Source organism: Paraburkholderia tagetis, assembly GCF_022213065.1.
GTDB classification, from domain to species: Bacteria; Pseudomonadota; Gammaproteobacteria; order Burkholderiales; family Burkholderiaceae; genus Paraburkholderia; species Paraburkholderia tagetis.
This window is the reverse complement of sequence record NZ_JAKLJA010000046.1, coordinates 24,700-45,935: the sequence shown is the minus strand read 5'-3', so window position 1 is coordinate 45,935 and position 21,236 is coordinate 24,700. Positions and strand designations below refer to the sequence as shown.

At 61.6% G+C, this 21,236-nt stretch carries 16 protein-coding genes and 4 pseudogenes; 7 read left to right on the top strand and 13 right to left on the bottom strand.

What is annotated here, in order from left to right; genetic code table 11:
* Positions 1-161 precede the first annotated feature (161 nt).
* From L5014_RS32420 to L5014_RS32410, 3 genes are all read right to left on the bottom strand, one after another.
* Positions 162-446: a hypothetical protein gene (locus L5014_RS32420; RefSeq protein WP_238467883.1), complete on the bottom strand. Its 285-nt coding sequence runs from the start codon at positions 444-446 to the stop codon at positions 162-164.
* Between the two features lie 10 nt (positions 447-456).
* Positions 457-2,232, bottom strand: coding sequence for a PHA/PHB synthase family protein (locus L5014_RS32415; protein ID WP_238467877.1), 1,776 nt, complete (start codon positions 2,230-2,232; stop codon positions 457-459).
* Between the two features lie 694 nt (positions 2,233-2,926).
* Positions 2,927-3,682 carry an energy transducer TonB gene (locus tag L5014_RS32410; RefSeq protein ID WP_238467876.1) on the bottom strand — a complete coding sequence of 252 codons (756 nt, stop codon included), beginning with the start codon at positions 3,680-3,682 and terminating at the stop codon, positions 2,927-2,929.
* Between the two features lie 521 nt (positions 3,683-4,203).
* Here L5014_RS32410 and L5014_RS32405 point away from each other — a divergent pair.
* Positions 4,204-4,876: pseudogene (locus L5014_RS32405) on the top strand (MgtC/SapB family protein).
* A gap of 1,332 nt (positions 4,877-6,208) precedes the next feature.
* Here the strand turns inward: L5014_RS32405 and L5014_RS32400 are convergent.
* From L5014_RS32400 to L5014_RS32375, 6 genes and pseudogenes are all read right to left on the bottom strand, one after another.
* Positions 6,209-6,535 carry a hypothetical protein gene (locus tag L5014_RS32400; RefSeq protein WP_238467881.1) on the bottom strand — a complete coding sequence of 109 codons (327 nt, stop codon included), beginning with the start codon at positions 6,533-6,535 and terminating at the stop codon, positions 6,209-6,211.
* Positions 6,536-7,561: 1,026 nt separating this feature from the next.
* Positions 7,562-7,804 carry a hypothetical protein gene (locus L5014_RS32395; RefSeq protein ID WP_238467875.1) on the bottom strand — a complete coding sequence of 81 codons (243 nt, stop codon included), beginning with the start codon at positions 7,802-7,804 and terminating at the stop codon, positions 7,562-7,564.
* Positions 7,805-8,370: 566 nt separating this feature from the next.
* Positions 8,371-8,592: pseudogene (locus L5014_RS32390) on the bottom strand (IS630 family transposase); the annotation flags it as partial.
* A 5-nt stretch (positions 8,593-8,597) separates the two neighbouring features.
* Positions 8,598-9,146, bottom strand: a complete 549-nt coding sequence (locus L5014_RS32385) for an IS630 family transposase (RefSeq protein ID WP_238467874.1) — start codon at positions 9,144-9,146, stop codon at positions 8,598-8,600.
* Positions 9,143-9,604, bottom strand: a complete 462-nt coding sequence (locus tag L5014_RS32380) for a helix-turn-helix domain-containing protein (protein ID WP_238467873.1) — start codon at positions 9,602-9,604, stop codon at positions 9,143-9,145. Before L5014_RS32380 ends, L5014_RS32385 begins: the two co-directional genes overlap by 4 nt.
* Before the next feature lie 108 nt (positions 9,605-9,712).
* A pseudogene (locus L5014_RS32375) lies at positions 9,713-10,510 on the bottom strand (IS630 family transposase); the annotation flags it as partial.
* A 442-nt stretch (positions 10,511-10,952) separates the two neighbouring features.
* Here L5014_RS32375 and L5014_RS32370 point away from each other — a divergent pair.
* Positions 10,953-12,040: pseudogene (locus tag L5014_RS32370) on the top strand (IS3 family transposase); the annotation flags it as partial.
* A gap of 21 nt (positions 12,041-12,061) precedes the next feature.
* Here L5014_RS32370 and L5014_RS32365 read toward each other — a convergent pair.
* The 4 genes from L5014_RS32365 to L5014_RS32350 form a co-directional block, all read right to left on the bottom strand.
* Positions 12,062-14,131 (bottom strand): recombinase family protein, encoded by a 2,070-nt coding sequence (locus L5014_RS32365; RefSeq protein WP_238467872.1) that lies wholly within the window; start codon positions 14,129-14,131, stop codon positions 12,062-12,064.
* Complete coding sequence (locus L5014_RS32360; protein ID WP_238467871.1) at positions 14,124-14,315, bottom strand: hypothetical protein; 192 nt, start codon at positions 14,313-14,315, stop codon at positions 14,124-14,126. Before L5014_RS32360 ends, L5014_RS32365 begins: the two co-directional genes overlap by 8 nt.
* A gap of 452 nt (positions 14,316-14,767) precedes the next feature.
* Complete coding sequence (locus tag L5014_RS32355) at positions 14,768-16,228, bottom strand: trypsin-like peptidase domain-containing protein (RefSeq protein ID WP_238467870.1); 1,461 nt, start codon at positions 16,226-16,228, stop codon at positions 14,768-14,770.
* A gap of 136 nt (positions 16,229-16,364) precedes the next feature.
* A complete protein-coding gene (locus L5014_RS32350; protein WP_238467869.1) occupies positions 16,365-16,820 on the bottom strand; it encodes a MarR family winged helix-turn-helix transcriptional regulator in 456 nt (151 codons plus the stop codon).
* 375 nt (positions 16,821-17,195) lie between these two features.
* Here L5014_RS32350 and L5014_RS32345 point away from each other — a divergent pair, with 375 nt between their 5' ends.
* The 5 genes from L5014_RS32345 (at position 17,196) to L5014_RS32325 (ending at position 20,778) form a co-directional block, all read left to right on the top strand.
* On the top strand, positions 17,196-17,513 hold the full coding sequence (locus tag L5014_RS32345; protein WP_238467868.1) for a DUF1840 domain-containing protein: 318 nt from the start codon (positions 17,196-17,198) through the stop codon (positions 17,511-17,513).
* A gap of 64 nt (positions 17,514-17,577) precedes the next feature.
* Positions 17,578-18,153, top strand: coding sequence for an APC family permease (locus tag L5014_RS32340; RefSeq protein ID WP_238467867.1), 576 nt, complete (start codon positions 17,578-17,580; stop codon positions 18,151-18,153).
* A complete protein-coding gene (locus L5014_RS32335; RefSeq protein WP_238467866.1) occupies positions 18,153-19,175 on the top strand; it encodes an APC family permease in 1,023 nt (340 codons plus the stop codon). The genes L5014_RS32340 and L5014_RS32335 overlap by 1 nt, the downstream gene beginning before the upstream one ends.
* Positions 19,176-19,545: 370 nt before the next feature.
* The gene (locus tag L5014_RS32330) at positions 19,546-20,151 is read left to right on the top strand and encodes a hypothetical protein (protein WP_238467865.1); all 606 of its coding nucleotides are present in this window, start codon (positions 19,546-19,548) and stop codon (positions 20,149-20,151) included.
* Between the two features lie 444 nt (positions 20,152-20,595).
* On the top strand, positions 20,596-20,778 hold the full coding sequence (locus tag L5014_RS32325; RefSeq protein ID WP_420800177.1) for a transposase: 183 nt from the start codon (positions 20,596-20,598) through the stop codon (positions 20,776-20,778).
* The last annotated feature ends 458 nt before the right edge of the window (positions 20,779-21,236 follow it).

The following is a 21,236-nucleotide window of genomic DNA, read 5'->3' as shown; positions in this document are numbered from 1 at the left end:
TTACTGCTCGCTTACGCGTGGAATTCGCGCTCGGGTGTGCGTGGAATTCGCGCTCGGGTCATCGTGGAATCGGTGCTCGGGTCGCCGTGGAATTCGCGCTCGAGTACGCGTGGAATATGCAACCACGCGTGCCTGTCCAGCTTCCCAGACTTCGCTGCGTCTCAGCGCGACGTCCAGGACGGAATGGCAGCCTTGCCCGAATTCCTGTACAGACACGACTCGCCTTTGCCAGAGGACTGGACAAACCTCCGACTCGAACCATCTCCTCGCGAAGGCCTGGATGAAGACAGGCCAGTCCGAGAATGAGGAATGCGCCTGGCAGCACCAAAAAGGCCAACGGCCGCGAACAGGTCGATGTCATTGCGCTGTGCGGTGCGCGCGAGCGAAGCCGACTCGCCGATCGTGATCTCATCAAAGGGACGGTTGTGCAGCAGTTGATCGTCCATGCGCCAGCCTTCATTTCTGAAAGACGTAGGTGCCAGGCGCATCGGCGAGCACGGGTTGGCTGGCATCGGGCAAGCCGATGCGCGGCGGCGGCACGCGTGCGGCCGCGCAGTGCGCGTCAAGCCATTCGTTCCACGCGTGCCACCAGGAGCCGTCGCGCTGCGCGGCGGCCGCCACCCACTCGTCGGGGCCGATACTCATGTCGGCCGGGTCCGTGAACTTGATCCGGAACTGGTGGTGAGGGTGGCCGGGCTCGCAGACGATGCCGGCGTTATGGCCGCCGCTGGCCAGCACGAAGGTGACGCCGGTATCGGACAGATAGTGAATCTTGTAGACCGAGCGCCACGGCGCGATGTGATCGCGCTCGGTGCCGACCACGAACAGCGGCGCGCGGATGTTGCGCAGCGAGACCGGCCGGCCCTCAGCCTCGTAGCGCGCGCACGCGAGATCATTGTCGAGGAACAGCCGCCGCAGGTACTCCGAGTGCATCCGGTAAGGCATCCGGGTCGGGTCGGCGTTCCATGCCATCAGGTCGCTCATCGGCGAGCGTTCGCCACGCAGATAATCGTGCACGATGCGCGAGCCAATCAGCGCACTCGACTGCAGCAGCTGGAACGACCCTGCCATCTGGTCGGCGCCAAGATAGCCGCGCTCCCACATGATGCTCTCGAGAAAGTAGACCTGGCTGTCGTCGATAAAAAGTTGCAGTTCACCCGGCTCGGTGAAATCCGTCTGCGCCGCAAAGAGCGTCACCGACGCGAGCCGTTCATCGCCGGCGTTGGCCATGGCCGCCGCGCTGATTGCCAGGATCGTGCCGCCGAGACAATAGCCGGTCGCGTGAATTTTCCGGTCCGGCACGATACGCGAAATCGCGTCGAGCGCGGGCATGACGCCCAGGCGCCGGTAATCGTCGAGCGCGAGATCACGGTCCTGCGCATCGGGGTTGCGCCACGAGATGCAGAACACCGTATGCCCCTCGTCTACTAGATAGCGGACCAGCGAGTTGTGAGGCGACAGATCGAGGATGTAGTACTTCATGATCCACGCGGGCACGAGCAGCACCGGCTCGGCGGCGACCTGGGGCGTCGTGGGGTGATACTGGATCAGTTCGAACAGGCGGTTGCGGAAGACGACGCTGCCCGGGGTCGCGGCGATGTCGATGCCGACCCGGAAACGTTCCGCGCCGGCGGGCGGCAGGCCCAGCACCGCGCGCCGCACGTCGTCGAACGCGTTGCACGCGCCCAGCGCGAGATTGGCGCCGCCTGTGGCGGCCGTGCGCTGCAGGACTTCGGGGTTGGTCGGCACGAAGTTGGCGGGCGCGAGCATGTCGAGGAGCTGGCGTGCGACGAAGGACACGACGTCTTCATGATGACGGGTCGTCCCGGGTACTTCATGGGTGGCAGCGCTCCACCATTGCTCGGTGAGCAGAAAAGCGTGGTGCCAGAGACGGAACGGCTCGACTTGCCAGGCGGGCGCGCTGAACCGGTCGTCATCTGCCAGCGCCAGCGTAAGTGGCGGCCCTCCGGCCAGATTCTGAAGCAGCCGCCGCATGTTGTTCGCCGCAAGCGACGCGAGTTCCAGCCGTTTGCCCGGTGCGGCCATCAGGTGGATGGACCAGTCGGCGAATGCGAGCATCAGCGCCGCTGGCGAAAATCCGCCGGTGACGCGCGCGATCAACGCCAGTTTCGCGTGGTCGAGCGCGCGGAAAGGGCTGGTCGGCACGCCACCCGGTAGCGGTTCCCCGGTCGTATTGCCACCCGCCGGCGCGGGCTTCGGTCGCTGGTCCATTTGCCGTCCTTCGCATCGAAGTGAGCCTGAAAGACAGACACGCTCTCCGCCCCGCGGTTCAATGTGGCGCAGCGGCACGGTAACGGATTCGCGCCGGAGGTCCGGTCACTCCGGTCGAAGGGGCCGGACGGCACGCCGCCCCGCTCGCGAAGTGGCATGATCCCGCCGGCGTGCCGCTGTACCCGGGATGCGTCTCGACGATGGTCCGTGCCGTCGCGAGGTCGCGCCCCATCCCCGCAGCCCCTCGCGCGAACAGCGGAACGTTGCCCGGCGACGGCAACAGGCGTTCCAGCCTGCACTGCAGGGCGCTCACGGTGGCCCGTGGAACAGAGCATGCCGCCGCGTGCAGATGCTATCGCACGCCTGCCCGGCGAGTTCCGCAATCCGCTACAGCGGGCACCGCACCGCCTTTGCGCAGGTCGCCGCCTCGCTGCACCGTGCGAGCACCAGTTCCCGGTATGGACCAGCGCCACTGCCCGTGAAGCGCTTCCGTCCGTAGATCCGGTTCACCACGACAACACGCTGCACAAGCCGGCACGGATAGATCGTGCCCTTGCAGAATGAGGGCGTGCCGGCCCGGTGCGTGAGCGGAGATCCTGCCAGACGCGGACAGCACCCGCGCGTGGCAGCCCGCAAGGGCGCGCGCCACCCAGATCCGGCCGCTTCCCGACAGCGGACATCCGGCGGTGCAAGCTCATCCTTTCGGGCGAAATGTCATGACAAAGCGCGTCGGTGCGCTGCCGCTCGCATCGACCGGCATGGGATCTGAATCCTCGACGGCGGCCACCACGGCCCGATCCCACTGCGGATTTCCGCTCGAACGCTCGACCTTGACACTGAGTAGCGCCCCTCTGGGGGTGCACGTGACCGCGATGACCGCAGACGGATTGCCCTCGATATCGAACGGGGCGAGGACGTTGGCGCGCACCCGACGCGCCACCTTCTCGGCATACTCCGCCGATACCCCGCTTGCTGGCAAAGGCCTGCCTGCGACAGCCTGCAGCGCGGCGAGCCGTGCTGCGCGCTCCCGCTCGAGGGGGCGGTCTCGTGGCGGCGCGACGGTGATTTCGACAACCGGCGGCGGCCGGGGTACCGCGCTGACACGTGCGATGCGCAAGGCGGACCGATGCAGTCGCGTGGGCCTGGTGGCGATGCTGCGATGCCGCGCCACAGGCGCCGGTTCGTTCGCGGCGAGGAGCCGGGCAGGCGCTGCCGTGACCCGTGGTGCCCACGCCCGGCTGGCCACCCGCGGGAGCGGAGCGGCCGGCAGGAAGGGTGTCACCGATCCGGTGACCACGATGTGCGGGCCAGTGGGTGCCACCTGCGGGCTTTTCGTGCCGGCCAGCACGAGCGCTAGCAGCACGACATGCAGGCTCACCGCCAGTCCAAACGCTGGCCCTGTGCCGCGCTCGCGCGGCGGCCGAAGCTGCAGGCTCGAATGCGTGTCCATCGCTGATTGACGACCGGGCCGCGCTCACCCAGGGCACCCAGGGGGCGCGGCGTACCGGTGATTGTTGCCAGTTCCAGTGTACTCCGGTTACGGCGGCAATACCCCGCCGGCGATTTCCGTGGCGCGCTGGGGGCTCGTGTGAAAGCGTCCGGTCCTGGCGAGATCGATTTCGATAGTGACAATCGCCATGGACTTCCCCTCTTGCTGGTGTCGATGAACGTTCGGAACTTCATCATGGCACTTTGATGCCGATCTGCGGCTTCCACCGCAGCCACGGGACGGCGAAGTCCCTTCATTCTCTAAAACGAAATCCGGGTCAGGCCGCACATCGCCACCCTGTCGCAGGGTCATGGGCTGGGACAACAGACATCGGACAGCCGGACTCGCGACCATGGCAGCTCCCGGACGAGCTCGACACGCACGCCGCTCACGACAGCAGGCAGACCCTGGCGTGGCGTCGCTGGTGGCTGCTCAAGCCAGGGCTTCAAGGGCACATTGGGGTGACTACCGGGGACGAGACATTGACAGGTAATCCCGAGAATTTGTCGCGCCTCATGATGGCGGCGTTATTGGGGAGCGTGATCGGTATCGAGCGCGAAAAACTGAACTGGGCCGCGGGTTTGCGCACGCACATGACCGTCAGTGTCGGGGCCTGCCTGCTCATGCTGGTGTCCGCGTTCGGTTTTGCTGACGTGCTGGGGGGCGCGTGTCATGCTCGATCCTTCCCGGGACGCGGCGCAGGTGGTCTCGGGAATTGGTTTCCCCGGTGCGGGGGCGATCCTGCTTCGGGGCGAAGTGGTGCGCGGCTTGACCACGGCTGCACGTCAGTGGTCCGTCGCGGGAGTCGGCCTTGCCGTTGGCGGGGGGCTGTACACGGCGGCGATCGGCGCGACGGTCGTCAGGCTGCTGATTCTCGCGGGACTGAAGCCGTTGGAGCGCCGCTTCATTTCCGGGCGACAGGAGCGCAACCTGCAACTGCGGGTCGAGCGCGGAAGCGTGTCTCTGGAGACCCTGCGTCGGATGCTGGGCCCAGGAAGCGTTCGGGTCAAGCAGTTTGCCGTTCAGCAATCGGATGAAGACCCGGATCTCGACGACGTACAGATCGCGCTGTCGCGTCTGACCTCAAGCGAGTTCTCTGCAATGTGCTCGCGGCTCGAGAAAATGGTAGGCGTGCGCGCCTGCCGGCACGAATAAAGGAACCGGGCGAGACATGTCGCGAAGTAACGGATACAAGACGGATTCACGCTGGAGGTTTGCGTGGAGGTCAACTTCAACATCCGTCCGGACAGGCGGATGCGGACGCCGCCCCGTTACGTGGCGCTTGTCAGAGTTTCCAGGGAAGGGCGCACCGTCGCGATCTGCTCGCCGTAGCGATTGGGCGAAACCTGCGGTCACCTGTTTGCGACGGAGGCGGATGCACTCATGGGCGGCTACGGTGCAGGGCGCAAGATCGTGGACGACCTGTTCTCTCCCGATCTGCCCTGACTGGACTCAGCGTCAGGTCGTGCGGGCCCCCGCAAAGTTGGTCAGGATTCCTTTCAATGACGGCGGCAGAAAATGCCGCCCAGGGCCGCTACCACCTTGCGTTCCTTGATGCCGCTTGTGTCGGCCGAGAACGGAGGCCGTCGGGACCACGACGCACCTCGCGCGAACGTCCCGTTTAGACGCGTCAGACAGAGGGTGACAAGCGCCGGAAACCCGGTGGGGCCATGGCTGACCAAAGTTCGTGTCGTGATGTCTGGTACGGCCTGAGCATCTCAGATGAAAGGCGCATCCGGGAAAACGCAGCACAAATCCGTCGTCTGGAAACGCGGTGAATGAAGCCAAGGCGCGCGGTGCGAACGTATGCGACGTTGCATCTGAATATGCAGATCTGAAGACGCGCGCAATAGGGACTGGATTCAGGCGGGCGCAGTCTGGGTCCGCGATGTGGAGGACTACAGATAAGTTGGTGGGTAATGACAAAGTTGAGAATACCATGCACCTGCCTCGATCAAGGTAAGCACGGGTGGACGGCCAGGCGCGCAACGTTGCCGCCGCGACGCGTGGCGACGGTCGCGACGATCCGTCGCGTCGCGGCTACGCTCGCCCACTGGTTGCGAACGATTCTCCATTCGGTGTGCGGATATCATCGCTTACAATCATCCAGCAGTGGGCGGCGGAATATCTGATCGTTCCCGGACATCAAGCACGACCACCCGCTGTGGTCGAACAACTGGACAGGACTGTTCTGTGCATCGAGGACGTAGAAGCGTGCCCACCTGCGCGCGACCGAGGGGCATTTCATGTTTCAATGCCGGAGGTGGGCAGGAAACCAGTCGCGTCCTGCCTCCGGGTATCGTCGCGGTGGCGAATCCGGTCGACAGCTTCAGTTGCCGTCACGACCAGCAGTTGCCTCAGATCAGCCTGCGCCGCAGGGCGCCGCTGCGGCGAGCGAACGGTCTCGGGTGTGCCCCGCATTGCGCCGCGTCTTGGCGGCTCCGTAGCGCAAATTGCCCCGGTGCTGGACCGGGGCGCTCAGTTGGCTCAATGCAGTTGCCGCTTCAGGTCAGAAAGTTCAGAACGCATCGAACTCACCGCGTCCTTGATCCTGGCGTTGAGACCGCCGGTCTGTTGGCACGCGCGCTGCGCACGATCCCCGATCTGCTCGAGATCTTCGACGCAGCGCCGGATTCGCGCCTCATCCCTGGACAACATGATATTCCTCGCCGATTTGCATACCTTGTCGAGCTCATCTACCCAGTTCATCACGTCCTCTGGAATCGTCGTAACGGCATGGCACGTCCGTGATGCCTCGCTGACGGTTTGCTGCAGATGAGAAAAGCGCATTTGGATTTCACTGGCCCGCAACATGATGTCCCCCTTCTTGAACACCAGTCCCAGATGAATACAGGTGGCAGATAACGGCAGTGTTGCCCGTGCCGTGGCCATCCGACCGCCATGATCGGCGACCAGCAACGTCGCGGTGCATCAAATGAGCGCCCAGGCAAGCGAACGACACATTTTCAGTGTGGCCCATAATTGCATGCCTGCCGCGCTGAGTCGCGAGGATCGGGCATCGGGCTAATAACGGGCAGCGCTCTGCCTCAGTGAGGCTCCCGGAAGCCGAAGTGGCTTGTGCCGCGTCTCCCGTCGCGACCAGACCGACTCTCCTGCCGCCGCACGCGCGCCGCTCATGCGCGTAGAGCACATCATTCACGTGTCCGGTGAGCGTGCAGTAACCCGTTTGCGGATTGCGGCTCGCTTTGTCGAACTGCGCACGTGCGCGGCGTCGTCAAGCCTCTTCAGCCCTGAAGGCATGATCCCGCCGATGTCCAGTGGCACGGATCACCGCCACGGAGCCGGGCTGCGATCGCCGTGCAGGCGCGACACACAGTAGACATCTTCCGGCGTGATGTTGAACGTATGTTGAACGCGCGTTTCATGCTCGGCATGGCTCACGCAGCTATCCGTTGCGGCACCCGTGACGCTGCTGCGATTCCCTAAATGAATGCCCCTCGCTCACCTCAAGTCATTGCCGTGCCGGGGCGGTGTTCGAGAGGCAGCTTTCCCATCCAGTCGGTTGATTGCGCAGCCGCCTTTTACGAATCCGGCAGCCAATACGATTGGATCGCGTGTCCTTGTCAGGCGGTGGTCCGGCTCTTTACGGCGCATCACGGCACTGGCCTAGTTCAGCTTCGGGTGCCACCGATGCACGCGGCAACGGCCTGCCCAGGCCACGCACTCGTCTATCGTCGCAAATATCGTCGTCCGGGAAAGTGCCATCGCAAGCGGGTCACGGCAGCTACAGGCAACGCCATAGGGCCGCGTCGCCTTGCTGGTGCCCTTGCGCGACGCTACAGACTGGGGGGCGGGTCCTTTTGCGAACAGGACCAGAATTCAGTACCAGTTGTTTTTCCCTAGCCGACGGAATCCCTGAAGGTGAAGGATGCTGACAAGCGCGCTGGGCGCGTAGTTCTCCCTGCGGGTGCGTATCACGCGGTCGATCAGGCCGAGGAGATTGACCGCGGCTCGCAGACGGGCTGCGCTAAGCCGTCCGCGAGACAGTGGAGGCAGATCGTCGGCGGTGGCGGTGGCGCGCCGGATTTCGATCCGGCGCGCAACTCCGGTGTCGTCAATCACGATCTGTACATCAAAAAGGGAGGCATGCCGCCCTGGAGGCCTGTAACGGAAACAGATCCGTGTCTTTGCCCGTGACTCGACCCGGTGCCGGATCGATCGCGCGGGAGTCCTGTCTCCATCCATATGCGCCTCCACGTAAATATGCCTGCCGCATTGTTCCGGCGATAAGGTCTCCCGGCATGGCGCGACTGAAAAAGACGTAGTGAGGTAACCTGAATAGTCCGCACCGAAATAGCCCGTCCCACAGGACGATAAATATGTACTGCAAAATGCTGACGCAGCACGTGAAGATCGGCCCCTGCAAATGTAGTGTATTACCAAACCTGGAGCGTTGCCCGGCCCGCTCGCGATGGGTCACGGTCCCCGATTTTTGCGTTTGCGCAATTATCGGCCAAAGAGAGGAATTATGGCTCGATCAAGACAAGGTCTGCGCGGCATGCCAAAAACGAATCACGGCGGACACCTGATGGCGCGTCCATCACATCGTTCGTCGCTTCGATGGAGGGACTAGACTCCGTATCGCGAGCCTATTACGCACGCAAGGTCCAGCAGGGCAAGCGACATAACTAGTCCGTTGAACCGGATGAATTGCACCGGATTCGCCGCGATGGATCGGAGTACTTCCATTTCAATGGGAGCGCTTGCTTGTTGTATTGACGGATGTACCGCATGAGCTTTTTGTCGAGATCCTTGGTGCTGGTGAATACGCCACGCGCAATAACGTCGCGCTGGATGCGGGCAAACCAGTTCTCGACCTGATTCAGCCATGACGAATACGTGGGCGTGTAAGTGTTCAGGCGAAATTGATTTGAAACTTTGTGCCGTACGCACCGAGCAGGTTGCGAATTTCGTCATCAATGGTTTCCTTCGTCCAGGTGACGAAGTTTCGCCAATGGTATTTGGCCTGCTTCCAGACGATCTCAATGAGATTGAGTTCGGGACTGTATGGCGGCAGATAGAACAGTTGCATGCGATGCTCGCGTAGCCAGCGTTCATGTACTTCGGGATCAATGGCGTGATGGATCGAAGCGTTGTCGAGTACCACTACGGTCGGACGTTCATCGCCCTGCAGCGCAATCTGCTCGAGGAATGCGACGACAGCGTCGCCTTTGATCGACGAACTCGCGACATGGTAAGCCAGTGTGTTTGCGCCGAAGTCGAGTGCGCCAAGTACCGAACGCCTGCAATGGAAGCGAGGTTCGACACAATGAGGAAGACCACGCGGTGACCACGCTCTTTGCACCGGAGGTGACGCGGCAAAACCCGCCTCATCGAGATAGACCAGACGCACGGCGTTGGCGCGCACGGCACATTGCAGTTTGTCGAGGGTGGCCGATTTCATCTCAAAGTCTTCCTGATTCCGCTTTTTTTGAGCGAGAACCGGTTGCGCTTGAACGAGAAGCCTTCCCGCCGCAGAGCAACCGACAAGGTTTCCAGTACGCACGGCATCGGCTCGCCATGCTCAGCTTCGATGTGCTTGGCGATTTCCCCGAGCGTCATGGACTGCGCGCGCGCAACATCGATTGCCGTGGCCAGCATGGCTTCGGACAACGAGCGAGGACGGCCACCTCCATGGCCGCCCAGAAGGCCACACAAGCCAAGCTCCGCCCACAGGCGGGACCAGTTGTAGATCGACTGCGCGCTCACATCAAGCCTTGCGGCGGCCTTGGGGGCACTCAATCCGCTGCCCAGCAACAGCAGCCCTGCTGCACGCGTGCGGATGTCTCGATGTTGATGATTCACGCTCAATTGCTGCAAGGTGTGCCTCTCTACTTCGCTAAGCTTGATGGTGCGTCTCATCTGACGACGTTTGAGTTGGACTACTTACTAAAACGCGTCAACTTCAAAACCGTTTACCCGGAACACTTAATGTATCGAGACTCTCGGATGGTCAGCCAGAAATGTTCAAACAGCATCGGTTTTGTGGCTGCTCACGTTGTCGCAGATCACGTGAATCTCCTTTCCGCGTGGCTGCGCCGACACCACCTCGGTGAGGAACGCAACAAACTGGGCGCTGGTATGGCGCGGCGCGGTTTTGCCCAGCACCTCACCAGTGGCGACATTCAATGCGGCGAACAGGCTCAGGGTTCCATTGCGTTTGTATTCAAAGCCATGACTCTCGGCCCGCCCGGGCGAGAGCGGCAGCATCCGGTCCTTGCGATCCAGCGCCTGGATGGCTGTCTTCTCGTCCACGCAGAACACCACCGCATGCAATGGCGGATTGAGGTACAGCCCGATCACGTCGGCCGCCTTCGCCTCAAAGTCGGGATCGTTGGACACCATATGGGTATCGAGACGATGTGGCCGAATGTCGTGCTTGCGCCAGATACGTTGCACGGTCATGAAAGTCATGCCCAGCTGTGCCGCCAGTTTGCGGCTGCTCCAGTGTGTCGAGCCGTCGGCAGGTTTGCGTCGCAGCGTGTAGTCGAGCACTCTCGCTTCAAGGCCCGCCAGGTCAGGTCGCGGCGCGCGGCCTGGATGTCTGCCGTACAGGCCAGCCAAGCGCTCACTTGCGAAACGCGTTTGCCACGTTGTGATGAAACGCGAATCGCAGTGCAATTCGGCCATGATCGCCGCGCGCGAGGCCCCTTCGTCGAGCAGCAAGATCAATCGCGCACGCCTTACCTGGCCAACGGCCATCGTGCGGCTGCGCTGCATCGACATCAGCTCTTCGCGCTCGGTTTCACTCAGATTCATTTTACCCATGCACTATTAGATCAGTGCAATTTCAATGGTTCAACGGACTAGGCGCTTATTGCGCTGGCACGGCGACGCTGCGATGTCCTGTTCGCCATGCTGCGCGACGGCACCTTTTAGGAACTCAAATCAGCTCCTAACGCTTGACGAATTACATAGAAGGGGCACACCTCTCCGGACAGATAGCTGATGCTACCCGCATGCTGCAGTGGGGGAAGGCTAGCCGGCATGGCAAACGCCTGTTGTGCGCTTCCAGCGAACACTAGCGCCACCACGCTCCACCGCAATTTCAAGCTGCCTTTCATGTTGATCTCCATCCAGTGCACAAAATGTTTGCCGTATCCGCCACTGCGTTTATTAACCGACATCAATAGCAACGAACTGACCTTGCCCTCGAAAAACGTATCCGTTATTGAGAGTGTGTAAAACTTCAGTGACGGAGGATTGAGCAATGGGTAACCCGAGGGCGCGGTACACGCTGGAATTCAAGGTTGAGGCGGTTCGCATGGTGCGTAACGGCCAGAGCCAGGCGGCGGTGGCAAAGATTCTGGGCATCAGTACGCAGACGCTAAACAGCTGGCTCAAGGCTGACGAGGCTGGCAAGCTCGCTGGCGCAGGCAAACAGGTATCGGCCGAACAGATGGAAATTGCGCGACTCAGGGCAGAGAACGCGAAGCTGCGCATGGAGCGCGACATCCTGGGAAAAGCGACGGCATACTTCGCGAAGAGGTCGGCGTGAAGTATGCCTGGATTGAGCGGCACAGCCGACAATGGCCGGTATCCGTGGCCTGTGAGGCGCTGGGTGTCAGCCCCAGTGGTTATCACAACCGCAAGGCCCGAGACGTTGATCCTGATCGGCCGCGCCGACGTATCAGCAACGATGCGTTGCTGGTCCACATCAAGGCCGTGCACGCCGAATCCAAAGGCGAGTACGGCTGGCCGCGCGTGTGGAAAAAGCTGCTTGCGCAAGGCATTCGCGTGAGCAAGGACCGGGTTCAACGGCTGATGAAGCTGCATGGCATCAAGGCGCGGACCAAACGCCGCTTCAAGGCCACGACAGACAGCAGCCACAACCTTCCGGTCGCACCGAACCTGCTGCAACGCGACTTCTCGCCGGCGAAGCCCGATCAGGTCTGGACGACAGACATCACGTATCTGTGGACCGACGAGGGCTGGCTGTACCTGACGGTCATCCTGGATCTGTTTAGCCGCCAGGTCGTGGGCTGGTCGCTCAAGCCGCACATGCGCACGGAGCTGGTTTCTGACGCGTTGCGTATGGCGTGGTTCCGTCGTCGCCCCGAGACCGGTCTGATCGTGCACAGCGACCGTGGGAGCCAATATTGCAGCGCCGAGTTTCAGGACCTGCTCAAGAGCTACGGCATGCAAAGCTCGATGAGTCGCCGAGCAAATTGTTGGGACAACGCACCGACCGAAAGCCTGTGGGGATCGCTGAAGCAGGCGCGCATCCACGGCAAACGCTTTGCGACGCGTCGCGAAGCGATGGACGAGGTAATCGACTGGTTGAGCTTCTACAAGTATGTTTCATACTGCCCAACCTCGCTATGTGCTTGATAAATCTAGAGAGCCCTGTTGTGCCATTGGTTTTGTGGGGTATCCGCGCCGCGCACGTGCCCTGGCGACGAGTTCGGAGACGGCATCCCCGTCCAGTGAATTGCGATTGAAGATCCACGGACCATTGGGCAGCGGATGCTCGGCTACGATTTCGTTGCGCTCGACCGCAAGCCTGAGCGTTCCGGGGCTCACGCCGACGAACGCCGCAGCCTCGGTCAACGTCATCCAACCTTCAGCGGCACGTCGCTCGCTCGAATAGACAGGGATCTGATGGTGGCTACGCAACGCGGTGACTCGCCCCTGGGTCCACAAGTTACCCCGGCCGGTTCGCAAGTCATTGCGATTGAGCACGCCAGCAATCACCAGATCCGGACAGATACGGACGAGCTTCCGCACGGCATCAATCGCTTCGTGTGACGTATGCGTGGTGTTCTCACCGCGCCGCCGACGTGGCACGCGAATCTCGGTATGTACTCCGCCTTTCCAGTGAATGACGAGCACAATTTCGCTCGTTGCGTTGTCAACGTCGACCACGACTTCATGGATCAGGGTGCGCACAATACGCTTCTTCAGTCGGGCGTCGGCCTGCGGCCAGATCGATTCCAACGCTGCAGCAAGATCGGCAAACTCATCGGGCCGGGCGGGCGGTGTCTGACCGGATGTGCGCGTCTGTTGCTCGATTCGCGATTCCACTTCCTCCACGCGCAGCAGCGCATCATTCCAGCGCCGCTCCAGTTCGTCGGCGACGAGCCGGTTTTCGGGATCAGCAGCGTCGTATTGTTTCTGCGCGCGTTGGGCGGTATAGCGTGCCGCTTGCAGATCCCGCTGCAGCGCGGCCAGCACTTCATCCTGCTTCAGGGTCTCTTCTTCGCGCGCCACCATTGCCGCCTCAATTGCCGCTGGTTGAACGACCTGCAAGACCGCCTCGGCAATGGCCGCGTCCGCGCGCGTGCCACCGAACGCAATGCAACGCGGTTGTCCCTTGTCCAGCCAGCCGCGTTGACAGCTATAGCGCAAGGCGTCGTGCCTGTTACCCGTGTAGTGTAACGTCAGCTTGCTTGCGCAGCGCCGACAGCGCAACAGTCCCGCCAGAAGGGCCTCGCCGTTTTTTGGGGCGCCAGCGTGTCCGGCCAGACGCAGGTTGCCATTGATCGCGCGCTGGATCCGCTCGAATTCGTCCCACTGAACGTACCCGTCGTGAGCATTGGGAATGAGCGCAAGCCACTCATCCCGAGGTTTCCGGCGATCACGTTTGCGCTGTTCTCCGCCTTCGTAATTGATCGTGCGTTCGGTCTTGCCATAGGCATACGCGCCACCGTAGATCGGGTTGGTCAGAATCCGGTACACCGTGCCGTAGTTCGGCCGTTTCCATTGGATTTCGCCGCGCGGCGTGCATGCCGGCAACTGCAGGCTGTGCTCCAGGAACCATAACAACGTCTGACGCACCGATCCAACTGCGCCGAATTGGCGGAACACTGAGCGAATGGCGTCCTGCACGCGCAAATCCGGATCCTTCTCAAGGCGCTGGTCCTCGGTCTTGCAGTAACCCACCGGCGCCACGATGACGAGTTCACCGCGTTTGGCCTTCTCCCGCCGAGCTTCGAGCGAACGCTGACGCAGCAGATCCAGCTCGTATTCGTTCAGGCTACCCTTTAAGCCGAGCAGCAAACGATCGTTACTCTGCCGTGGCGCGTACACGGTCTCCTGATCAATCAGCACCGTGTCGACAATGCGGCACACCTCAACCAGCTGCTGCCACTCCCGGCTGTTGCGCGCAAATCGCGAAACCTCGCGAGCGGCAACTGCGCCGACGTGCCCAAGACAGACCTCTGCCACCATTCGTTCGAAGCCCGTGCGCGTTTGCGTTCCGGCCGCAGAGCGCCCAAGATCCTCGTCGATCACTTCGATCTCCTTCCAGCCCAACTGGTGCAGACGATCCTGCATCGCATACTGCAGCTTCTGGCTCTCCAGATTGTGGCTGACCTGGTAGGCCGACGACTGGCGGACGTACAGCATGGCCTTGCGCGTCAGATGCTGTGCCCGAATCTTGTCACTCATCGCGCACCTCCGGCTCGTGTACGACGGCGAACAGGCCGCGACGGTGTTGCCGCAGCATTTGCGCCAGCAAACGCACCGTCTCCTGCCGGACCTCCTGCGGCAGGTGCGTCCACTGTGGCGTCTTCGGAAAAGGATGAAACAGGTCGAGTTGAGCGCCCGGTTGCGGGCTGGTCTGGCGTCGCATCAGCACCTCCTGTACGGAGCAAAGGATGGTGCTCGGCTTGTACCATATCGCGCTGCCCGGCAGCAGGCGCCTGCGCCAGCAGGTACTTCAGTTCCCTCAATGCTTCACAGCTGACGGCGGGAGACGTCGCCGAAGTCATGCAACAGCAGGCAACGGGATCGAACATCCATTGCGGCACTTCCAGCAAGCCCGTCGTGTGAAACGGCTCTCGCGCACAACGCAGGATTGACTCGCCGTTCTTCCTTTCTATCGTGGTGAAAATCCATACCGTGTGCCCGTACCACGGATGCCAACGATACAGAACTTCCCTTGACTCGCTGATATGGGCGTTGTGTTGCCGGCTTGTACAATCATTCGCTCTTGCACTCGACGTTGAATTACGTCAGTCCGATGCAATTTGAACAAGACTGGCACGCCGCACAGCGAAAGGAAGCGGCATAATAAGTGCTCGGTTAGCGGATGCGAAAATCGCGGGCAACGTCAAACATCGGCTGACCGTCACGCTGCACGAGCAGCGCGACGCGGTTTCGTGCGCGGTCGAGTTGCTCGCGTAACTGCGCCGCGTTCAATACAGGCCTGTTGTTGACCCGCGAGATGACGTCGCCCGGCAGAATGCCGGCGAGGGCGGCGGGGCCCGTACTTCGCTCGAAAAGCACGCCCCCGGGCAAGCCAGCCTTGCGTTGCTCTTCCGATGTCAGGCTGCGCACGATCAGCCCGAATTTCCCGCTTGCGACGCGCACGGGCCTTTCCGCGGCCAGCAGGTCACCGGACATCGCACCCAGCATGACCACGGCGTCATGGGTACCGCGGTTTCGCCAGAATTCGACGTGCGCGGCCGTTCCCGGTCGCCGGTCGGCGACGACCATCGGTAATTGTTTCGAGTCGGTGATTGGCACGTCGTCGAGACGGAGGATAACGTCCCCACTGCGCAGTCCCGATCTGGCCGCCGGACCGCTCACGTCAACTGAACTGACGAGGGCACCGACCGGCTTTTGCAATCCAAAGGACTGCGCCAGCGGCACGCTGACTTCCTGCACAGTGACGCCCAGACGGCCATGTTCGACCTTCCCGTGAAGCCGCAACTGCTGCCCGATTCTCATCGCTTCATCGATCGGAATGGCGGATGAGAGTCCCTGAAGCGCGGGACGCGCGGGCGCATCGCGGCCTATCACGGTGCCGCCCAGATCAAAAAGCGGCCCGCCCGAGTCGCCTGCATTGAGTGTGAGATCGGTCTGGATCAGCGGAATGTACGTTTCAGCCGGAAGCAGTCGTCCCTTGCTGCTGATGATGCCGGCAGTAACCGTGTTGTCGAGCCCGTAGGGCGAACCAATGGAGACGCCCCACTGTCCGACCTTTGCAGCCGATGGCGTGCCGATTTTCACGGTAGGCAGACCGCGCGCGCCGATTTTCAGCAACGCGACATCGCTCGGTGAGTCGATGCCGACGATGGAGGCCGTAAATTCGCGCCCGTCGGTCAAGCTGACCCTGACATGGGTGGCGCCCTCGACCACCCTCGCATCGGTGAGGATGTACCCATCCGGGCTGATGATGAAGCCGGAGCCGGCACTTCCCTGAGACTGTGCGTCACTGGATTCACCGGGCGAAAACTGCCTGAAGAACTGGACAAACGGCTCGTCCTCGCGTGGGGCAGGCGGCCAGAGCGCCGTGAGGTTCGCGACATGCGTGCGGTGAGCCGCGCTGATATTGATCACGGCGGGTCCGTTCTGCCGGACCAGGTCGGCAAAATCCGTCACGATCCCGGGCGGCGGGCCGTGTTGTACCGCAGGCAGAGCGCTGGCAAGCACCACGTCCGGTGCGACTGACGGCTGCGCCGAAGGGGACACGCATCCCACAGACAGCGCAGGGATCAGGCATGCCGCGAGCCGCGCGCACAGCAGATTTCCGGTTTGCACGACATCGCTCCAGACGGCATGGAAAACCGCCGGCGACCCACACTGCGTGCGCGCGCCTTACCTCCACACCGCATTTCTTCGAGACTAGGCCAGCAGACTTAAGCAATTCTTAAAGCCGCCCTGACCTGCTATTGCCTCAATCTGCAAGTCCCGGAGCGGGATGCACCGATTGTGTTTGCGCGAATCCGGTTCGGGGAACACGGAACGCCCCCTCGAGCGACCTGAGTTCTGCCCGGTGCATTTCGACCAGCTTTGAAAGGAGGGTCTCGCCGGCCTTCAGCAGATGAACCTCGACCTGTCGCTGGTCGGTCTCGCTCACATGCCGACGGACAAGGCCCAGTGCCTCACAGCGAGTGACCAGCGCGACCACGCCATGATGTCGCGCTTGCAGGCGCCCGGCCAGCTCGCCGACATTCGCCCACTCGCGCCCGGGGTAGCCCTTGATATGCAGCAGCAACAGATACTGCAGCGGCGTGATGCCTTCGCTCTGCGCAGCCTGATCGGAAAAGTGTTCGAACCGCCGCAGCTGGTGCCGGAATTCAGAGAGCTGCTCGAAATCGGTTTTCGTCAGTCGTGGTGGTCGTGTAGTCATCGCAAATCCCTCATATTTTGCTAAGGATAACGAATATATCACGCCGCGATATATTCGGGATCGTTTCTGGACGAATGCTGCGTCAAGCCGTGCCGGCACAGGATTCTTGAACGGAACTTCCTGCGCTTGAATATATCATACTGTGATATAAAATACAGGCAAGCCTTCTGGTGGCCGGGCTCCTGAGGATCACAGTCCGCGCTGGAATACAGGCATGATTCCCGCGGATAGCACACATCCCGGGGGGACGTTGCGCCGGATCCCGATCCGCTGAATCCGGTCATCCTGAAGGCCCGATGGGGTTGCTGCGGGGAGTCGCACGGGAAGCCCGGATCACACCGTCGGCAGACAACACGGAATCGACGGAGAACCGTCATGCTGGTCACGTTTCAGTCGACTGCTGCGCCGGATGTCGTGATGCTGAGAGATCTCGCCCAGTATCTGCTCGGACTCGTCGGCAAGCGGCTCGACACGCGCGGCGTCATCCTGCACGACGAGCTGCCTGTTGCCATCCGCCGCCTCGAGGCGGCGATTTCGGACGACCAGAAGGCAGAGCTTGCGCTCGAATTGCTGCAGTATTCCCGGGATCGCAGCAAGGCGTCGGGCGGCGGCCTTTCGCAGCGGGCGTGGCCGTTTCTCGCCATGATGCGTGAAGCCCGCAAACACAATGCCGACATCATCTGGGGGCTGTAGACGTCATGCTGTTTTGCTGCTGCGCGTTGATGCCTGGTGGACAAAGGTGGAATACCAGGAGGCCATGATGGCTGAAGTAGCACGATCAAACGCGTCCGGAACCCTGCGCAGGGATGCCGGCAACATCGGGCTGCTGTTCGCGAGCACGACGAGCATCGTCGGCTCCGGGTGGCTCTTCGGCGCGTTTCATGCATCGAAGATCGCAGGACCGCTCAGCATCTGGAGCTGGGTGGCCGGCGCGATCATCATCATGCTGATCGCGCTGTGCTTTGCGGGACTCTCCGCACTGTTTCCGCGCAGCGGTGCGCTCGTGCACATGAGTCACGCCAGTCACGGCGACGGCATGGGACGGATATGGAGCTGGATGCTGTTTCTCGCGTATGTGCCGGTACCAGCAGTCGAGTCCGAGGCCATCGTCACCTACGCGAACAACTATCTGCCGTACTTCATCCAGCCCGGCGGCGAAGGGTTGCTGACCCCCACGGGGTTTGTGACCTGCGCCATTCTGCTCGGGATCATGGCCGTATTGAACCTGATGACCGTCCGCTGGTTGCTGAACGTCAATTCAACGGTGACCTGGTGGAAGCTCTTCGTGCCGCTGCTGACCGTGGTCGTGCTGTTCGCCGCGAGCAGAACGTGATGGCCGCGGACCCGACCGGCTACAAGGCTACCGGCGTGTTCACCGCGCTGCCGGCAGCCGGGATCATCTTCAGCTATCTCGGCTTCCGCACCGCGATCGACCTCGGAGGCGAAAGCGCCAATCCCGGCCGCAACATTCCGCTCGCGGTCATGGGCCCGGTGGTGCTGGCGGCGATCCTCTACATCCTGCTGCAGGTGGCGTTCCTGTACGCGCTGGCGCCGGCCGACCTGGCTCATGGCTGGGCGCATCTGAGCTACACCGGACAGATGGGGCCATTCGCGGGCCTCGCCGCGACGCTGGGCCTCGGCTGGATGGCCACGCTGCTCTACATCGATGCCTATATCTCGCCAGGCGGCACCGGTCTGATGTACGTGACGGGCGGCTCACGCATCCTGTTCGCGATCGGCGAAATGGATGCGGGCCCACGTACGCTTGTCAGGCTGAATGCGAACCGCGTGCCATGGGTCGCCGTGCTGGTGATGTGGATCGTCGGCGCGGTGTTCCTGCTGCCATTCCCTGCCTGGCAGCAGATGGTGAACTACATTACCTCGATCACCGTGCTCACCTACGGTCTGGGCCCGATCGCGCTGCTCGTTCTGCGCCATAGCATGCCGGATCTCGCGCGGCCGTTCCGCCTGAAGGGGGCATGGCTGATTGCGCCGGCGGCGTTCATCTGCAGCAACTGGGTGATCTACTGGACCGGCTTCCGGACGAACTCGTTCCTCTTTGCGATTGTTGCGATCGGTTTCATCCTGTACGCCCTGCACCACCACTTCGTGGCGCGGAAGCCCGCCAGCGAATTCGGCTGGCGGCATATTGCGTGGCTACTGCCATGGTTCGGCGGCATGTGGATCCTGTCCTGGTTGAGCGGCATCGGCGGCGGCAAAGGCGTACTCGATTTTGGATGGGGTGTGCTGTGCGTTGCGGTCTGGAGCCTGCTGGTGCTGATCATGGCGCTGCGCACAGCGCTGCCGGCGGCGGATACCGCACGCATGATGGGTTTGATCGACGCAACTGCATGACAGAACCTGAATGTCGGCGGAGACAATCCTGCAGATTTTGAATCGCGTTCGCCGGCAACGTGCTCTCGCCTATGCCGCCTGCTGAATAGTTACAAAAAGACAACCCGCGTAATGAAGCATGTCAGTCTCCTGAAGTGGATGCGGCCTGTTACGTGCAAGCAAAAATAATCCCGGAATGGCGGTGATAGTCGTGTAATTCGCATGCCGCCGATAAGGTGCAGACCGATGAGATCCGGCGGAACGACAAGTGCGGATCGATGCAAGACGTCGAATTCCCGTAGCTTGCGCGCTCAGCCATGTGCAATCGCCACGGCGACGAACGGATTCACCTCGTGCACCCAAGGAATCTGACTGCCAAAGGGAGTCAGCCATGTCACAGATCGTCGCAGCACGCTTTACCACGTTTGACGCCGCAGACGCGGCAAAGTCGAAGCTATTGATGAGCGGCTTCGTCGCCGAGGATGTCGCCGAGTTCTATGTGAATCCCGGTGGCCAGCACGACCGGTTTCCCCTCGGCGGCGACGAATTTGCCGATCCTCAGGCGCGGCCTGCAGGCCTTGGAGCGACAGGCGGCGGTGAATTCGGTGCGATCGTTGGGGCGCTGGTGGCCGGCGTGCTGACGATCGTGCTCTTTCACTCGCTTCTGGTGCTACCGGTCGCGACCGCTGTCGGCGCATGCATCGGCACACTGGGCGGCGCGCTGTTGATGACGCGTGGCGAACAGCGCACCGATCAGCCCGCCGTTTCGGCCGTGCCTCACGAGCGCGAATCCGGCGTGCTCCTTGCCGTCCATGTCAACGCCGACCAGCAATTTCAGGCGGCGCGTGTATTGCGTGAAGCAAACGGTGAGGATATCGAAGAGTTCAGCGGTCTCTGGAAGGACGGTAAGTTGGCGGACTTCGATCCCACGAAAATGGTGAATCCTGTAAAAGACGGTGTTTCCAGGCCCGCAAGGTCTAATGCGGCCACGAACTGAGATTGGCGCCACCCGAAGGAGGAACATGCGGCTCGCCAAGAGCTACTTCACTCTGCCATAGAACAAAGCAAAGATGTCACCCATTGAAAGGCCAAGGTTAAGAGGTAAATGAATCCACCCGAGGCCTCAAGTTACGTCGCACGGCAAATCTGTCATCACCACACCGCGCTGCGAAACGCATGATGACGCGCCCGGTTTCTCGTCTGTCTGGCTGCGGAACTGATCCGCACCAGTCACCCATCAGGATCAAGGCGAGTGCTGCTGATCTGGCAGTCGCCCCTCGCTCAAGTCGAGCTCCACGAACCCGCCGGCACCAGGCCAATGTCCAGAGGAGTACATGACAATTCCAGGGCTACCCATTTGCGGGAACCAGACTGTTTGACCTGCTCCCCGCGTTTACTTAGTACGGTGACGGTGTAGAGTCCGTTCCAGAGAGGATCGGCAATGAAAAAGCGATTCACCGAAGAACAAATCATCGGCATCTTGAAGGAAGCTGAGGCTGGCCTGAAGCCGGCGGAGCTGTGCCGCAAGTACGGCATCTCGGAAGCGACCTACTACAACTGGAAAGCGACCCGTACGCACGGTGGTGCAGGAGGGGTCGGGCCGCGAGGCCTGCCCCTATCCTAATTTCCTTGGTCGTGAACCGTATTCCCGTCTGCGTCAAACGTTCGCGCTTCGGACGGTCGACAGGTTAGATCGATCCGCTACCAGGGACTCTCACCGTGGTGAGTGAAAATAAAGTTGTATAGTGCCGTCGTTGATTTGCAGGGATTTTCACGGTGTGGATCTTGGGCATTGAGGCTAGTCGTATAGTTGTGTCGTTGATTTTTAAGGAAAATTCTCTCAAAAATTTGACTGAGAATTGCACGTTTTCGCGGGCAGAGAAGTCATCTGACTGACCTCGGCTGAGTTGGCGAGGCATTGCTTCTTGCTCTGGCTAAGCAACCCGACGCGCGAGAGCCTCGATTTGCCGCTTGTGTTTGGCGGGGCGTCTGTGCATACGGTCACGCGCGTCAAGCGCAACGACTTTTCCGGTACCGCTAACAACGCCATTTACACTGTGATGCAGCGGGGCAATCCGGGTG

Bases quoted from the DNA above. Each gene is read 5' to 3' on its own strand.
- L5014_RS32420 (WP_238467883.1), bottom strand. From the start codon at position 446: ATGGACGATCAACTGCTGCACAACCGTCCCTTTGATGAGATCACGATC.
- L5014_RS32415 (WP_238467877.1), bottom strand. From the start codon at position 2,232: ATGGACCAGCGACCGAAGCCCGCGCCGGCGGGTGGCAATACGACCGGG.
- L5014_RS32410 (WP_238467876.1), bottom strand. From the start codon at position 3,682: ATGGACACGCATTCGAGCCTGCAGCTTCGGCCGCCGCGCGAGCGCGGC.
- L5014_RS32400 (WP_238467881.1), bottom strand. From the start codon at position 6,535: ATGTTGCGGGCCAGTGAAATCCAAATGCGCTTTTCTCATCTGCAGCAA.
- L5014_RS32385 (WP_238467874.1), bottom strand. From the start codon at position 9,146: ATGAAATCGGCCACCCTCGACAAACTGCAATGTGCCGTGCGCGCCAAC.
- L5014_RS32380 (WP_238467873.1), bottom strand. From the start codon at position 9,604: ATGAGACGCACCATCAAGCTTAGCGAAGTAGAGAGGCACACCTTGCAG.
- L5014_RS32365 (WP_238467872.1), bottom strand. From the start codon at position 14,131: ATGAGTGACAAGATTCGGGCACAGCATCTGACGCGCAAGGCCATGCTG.
- L5014_RS32360 (WP_238467871.1), bottom strand. From the start codon at position 14,315: ATGCGACGCCAGACCAGCCCGCAACCGGGCGCTCAACTCGACCTGTTT.
- L5014_RS32350 (WP_238467869.1), bottom strand. From the start codon at position 16,820: ATGACTACACGACCACCACGACTGACGAAAACCGATTTCGAGCAGCTC.
- L5014_RS32345 (WP_238467868.1), top strand. From the start codon at position 17,196: ATGCTGGTCACGTTTCAGTCGACTGCTGCGCCGGATGTCGTGATGCTG.
- L5014_RS32340 (WP_238467867.1), top strand. From the start codon at position 17,578: ATGATGGCTGAAGTAGCACGATCAAACGCGTCCGGAACCCTGCGCAGG.
- L5014_RS32335 (WP_238467866.1), top strand. From the start codon at position 18,153: ATGGCCGCGGACCCGACCGGCTACAAGGCTACCGGCGTGTTCACCGCG.
- L5014_RS32330 (WP_238467865.1), top strand. From the start codon at position 19,546: ATGTCACAGATCGTCGCAGCACGCTTTACCACGTTTGACGCCGCAGAC.
- L5014_RS32325 (WP_420800177.1), top strand. From the start codon at position 20,596: ATGAAAAAGCGATTCACCGAAGAACAAATCATCGGCATCTTGAAGGAA.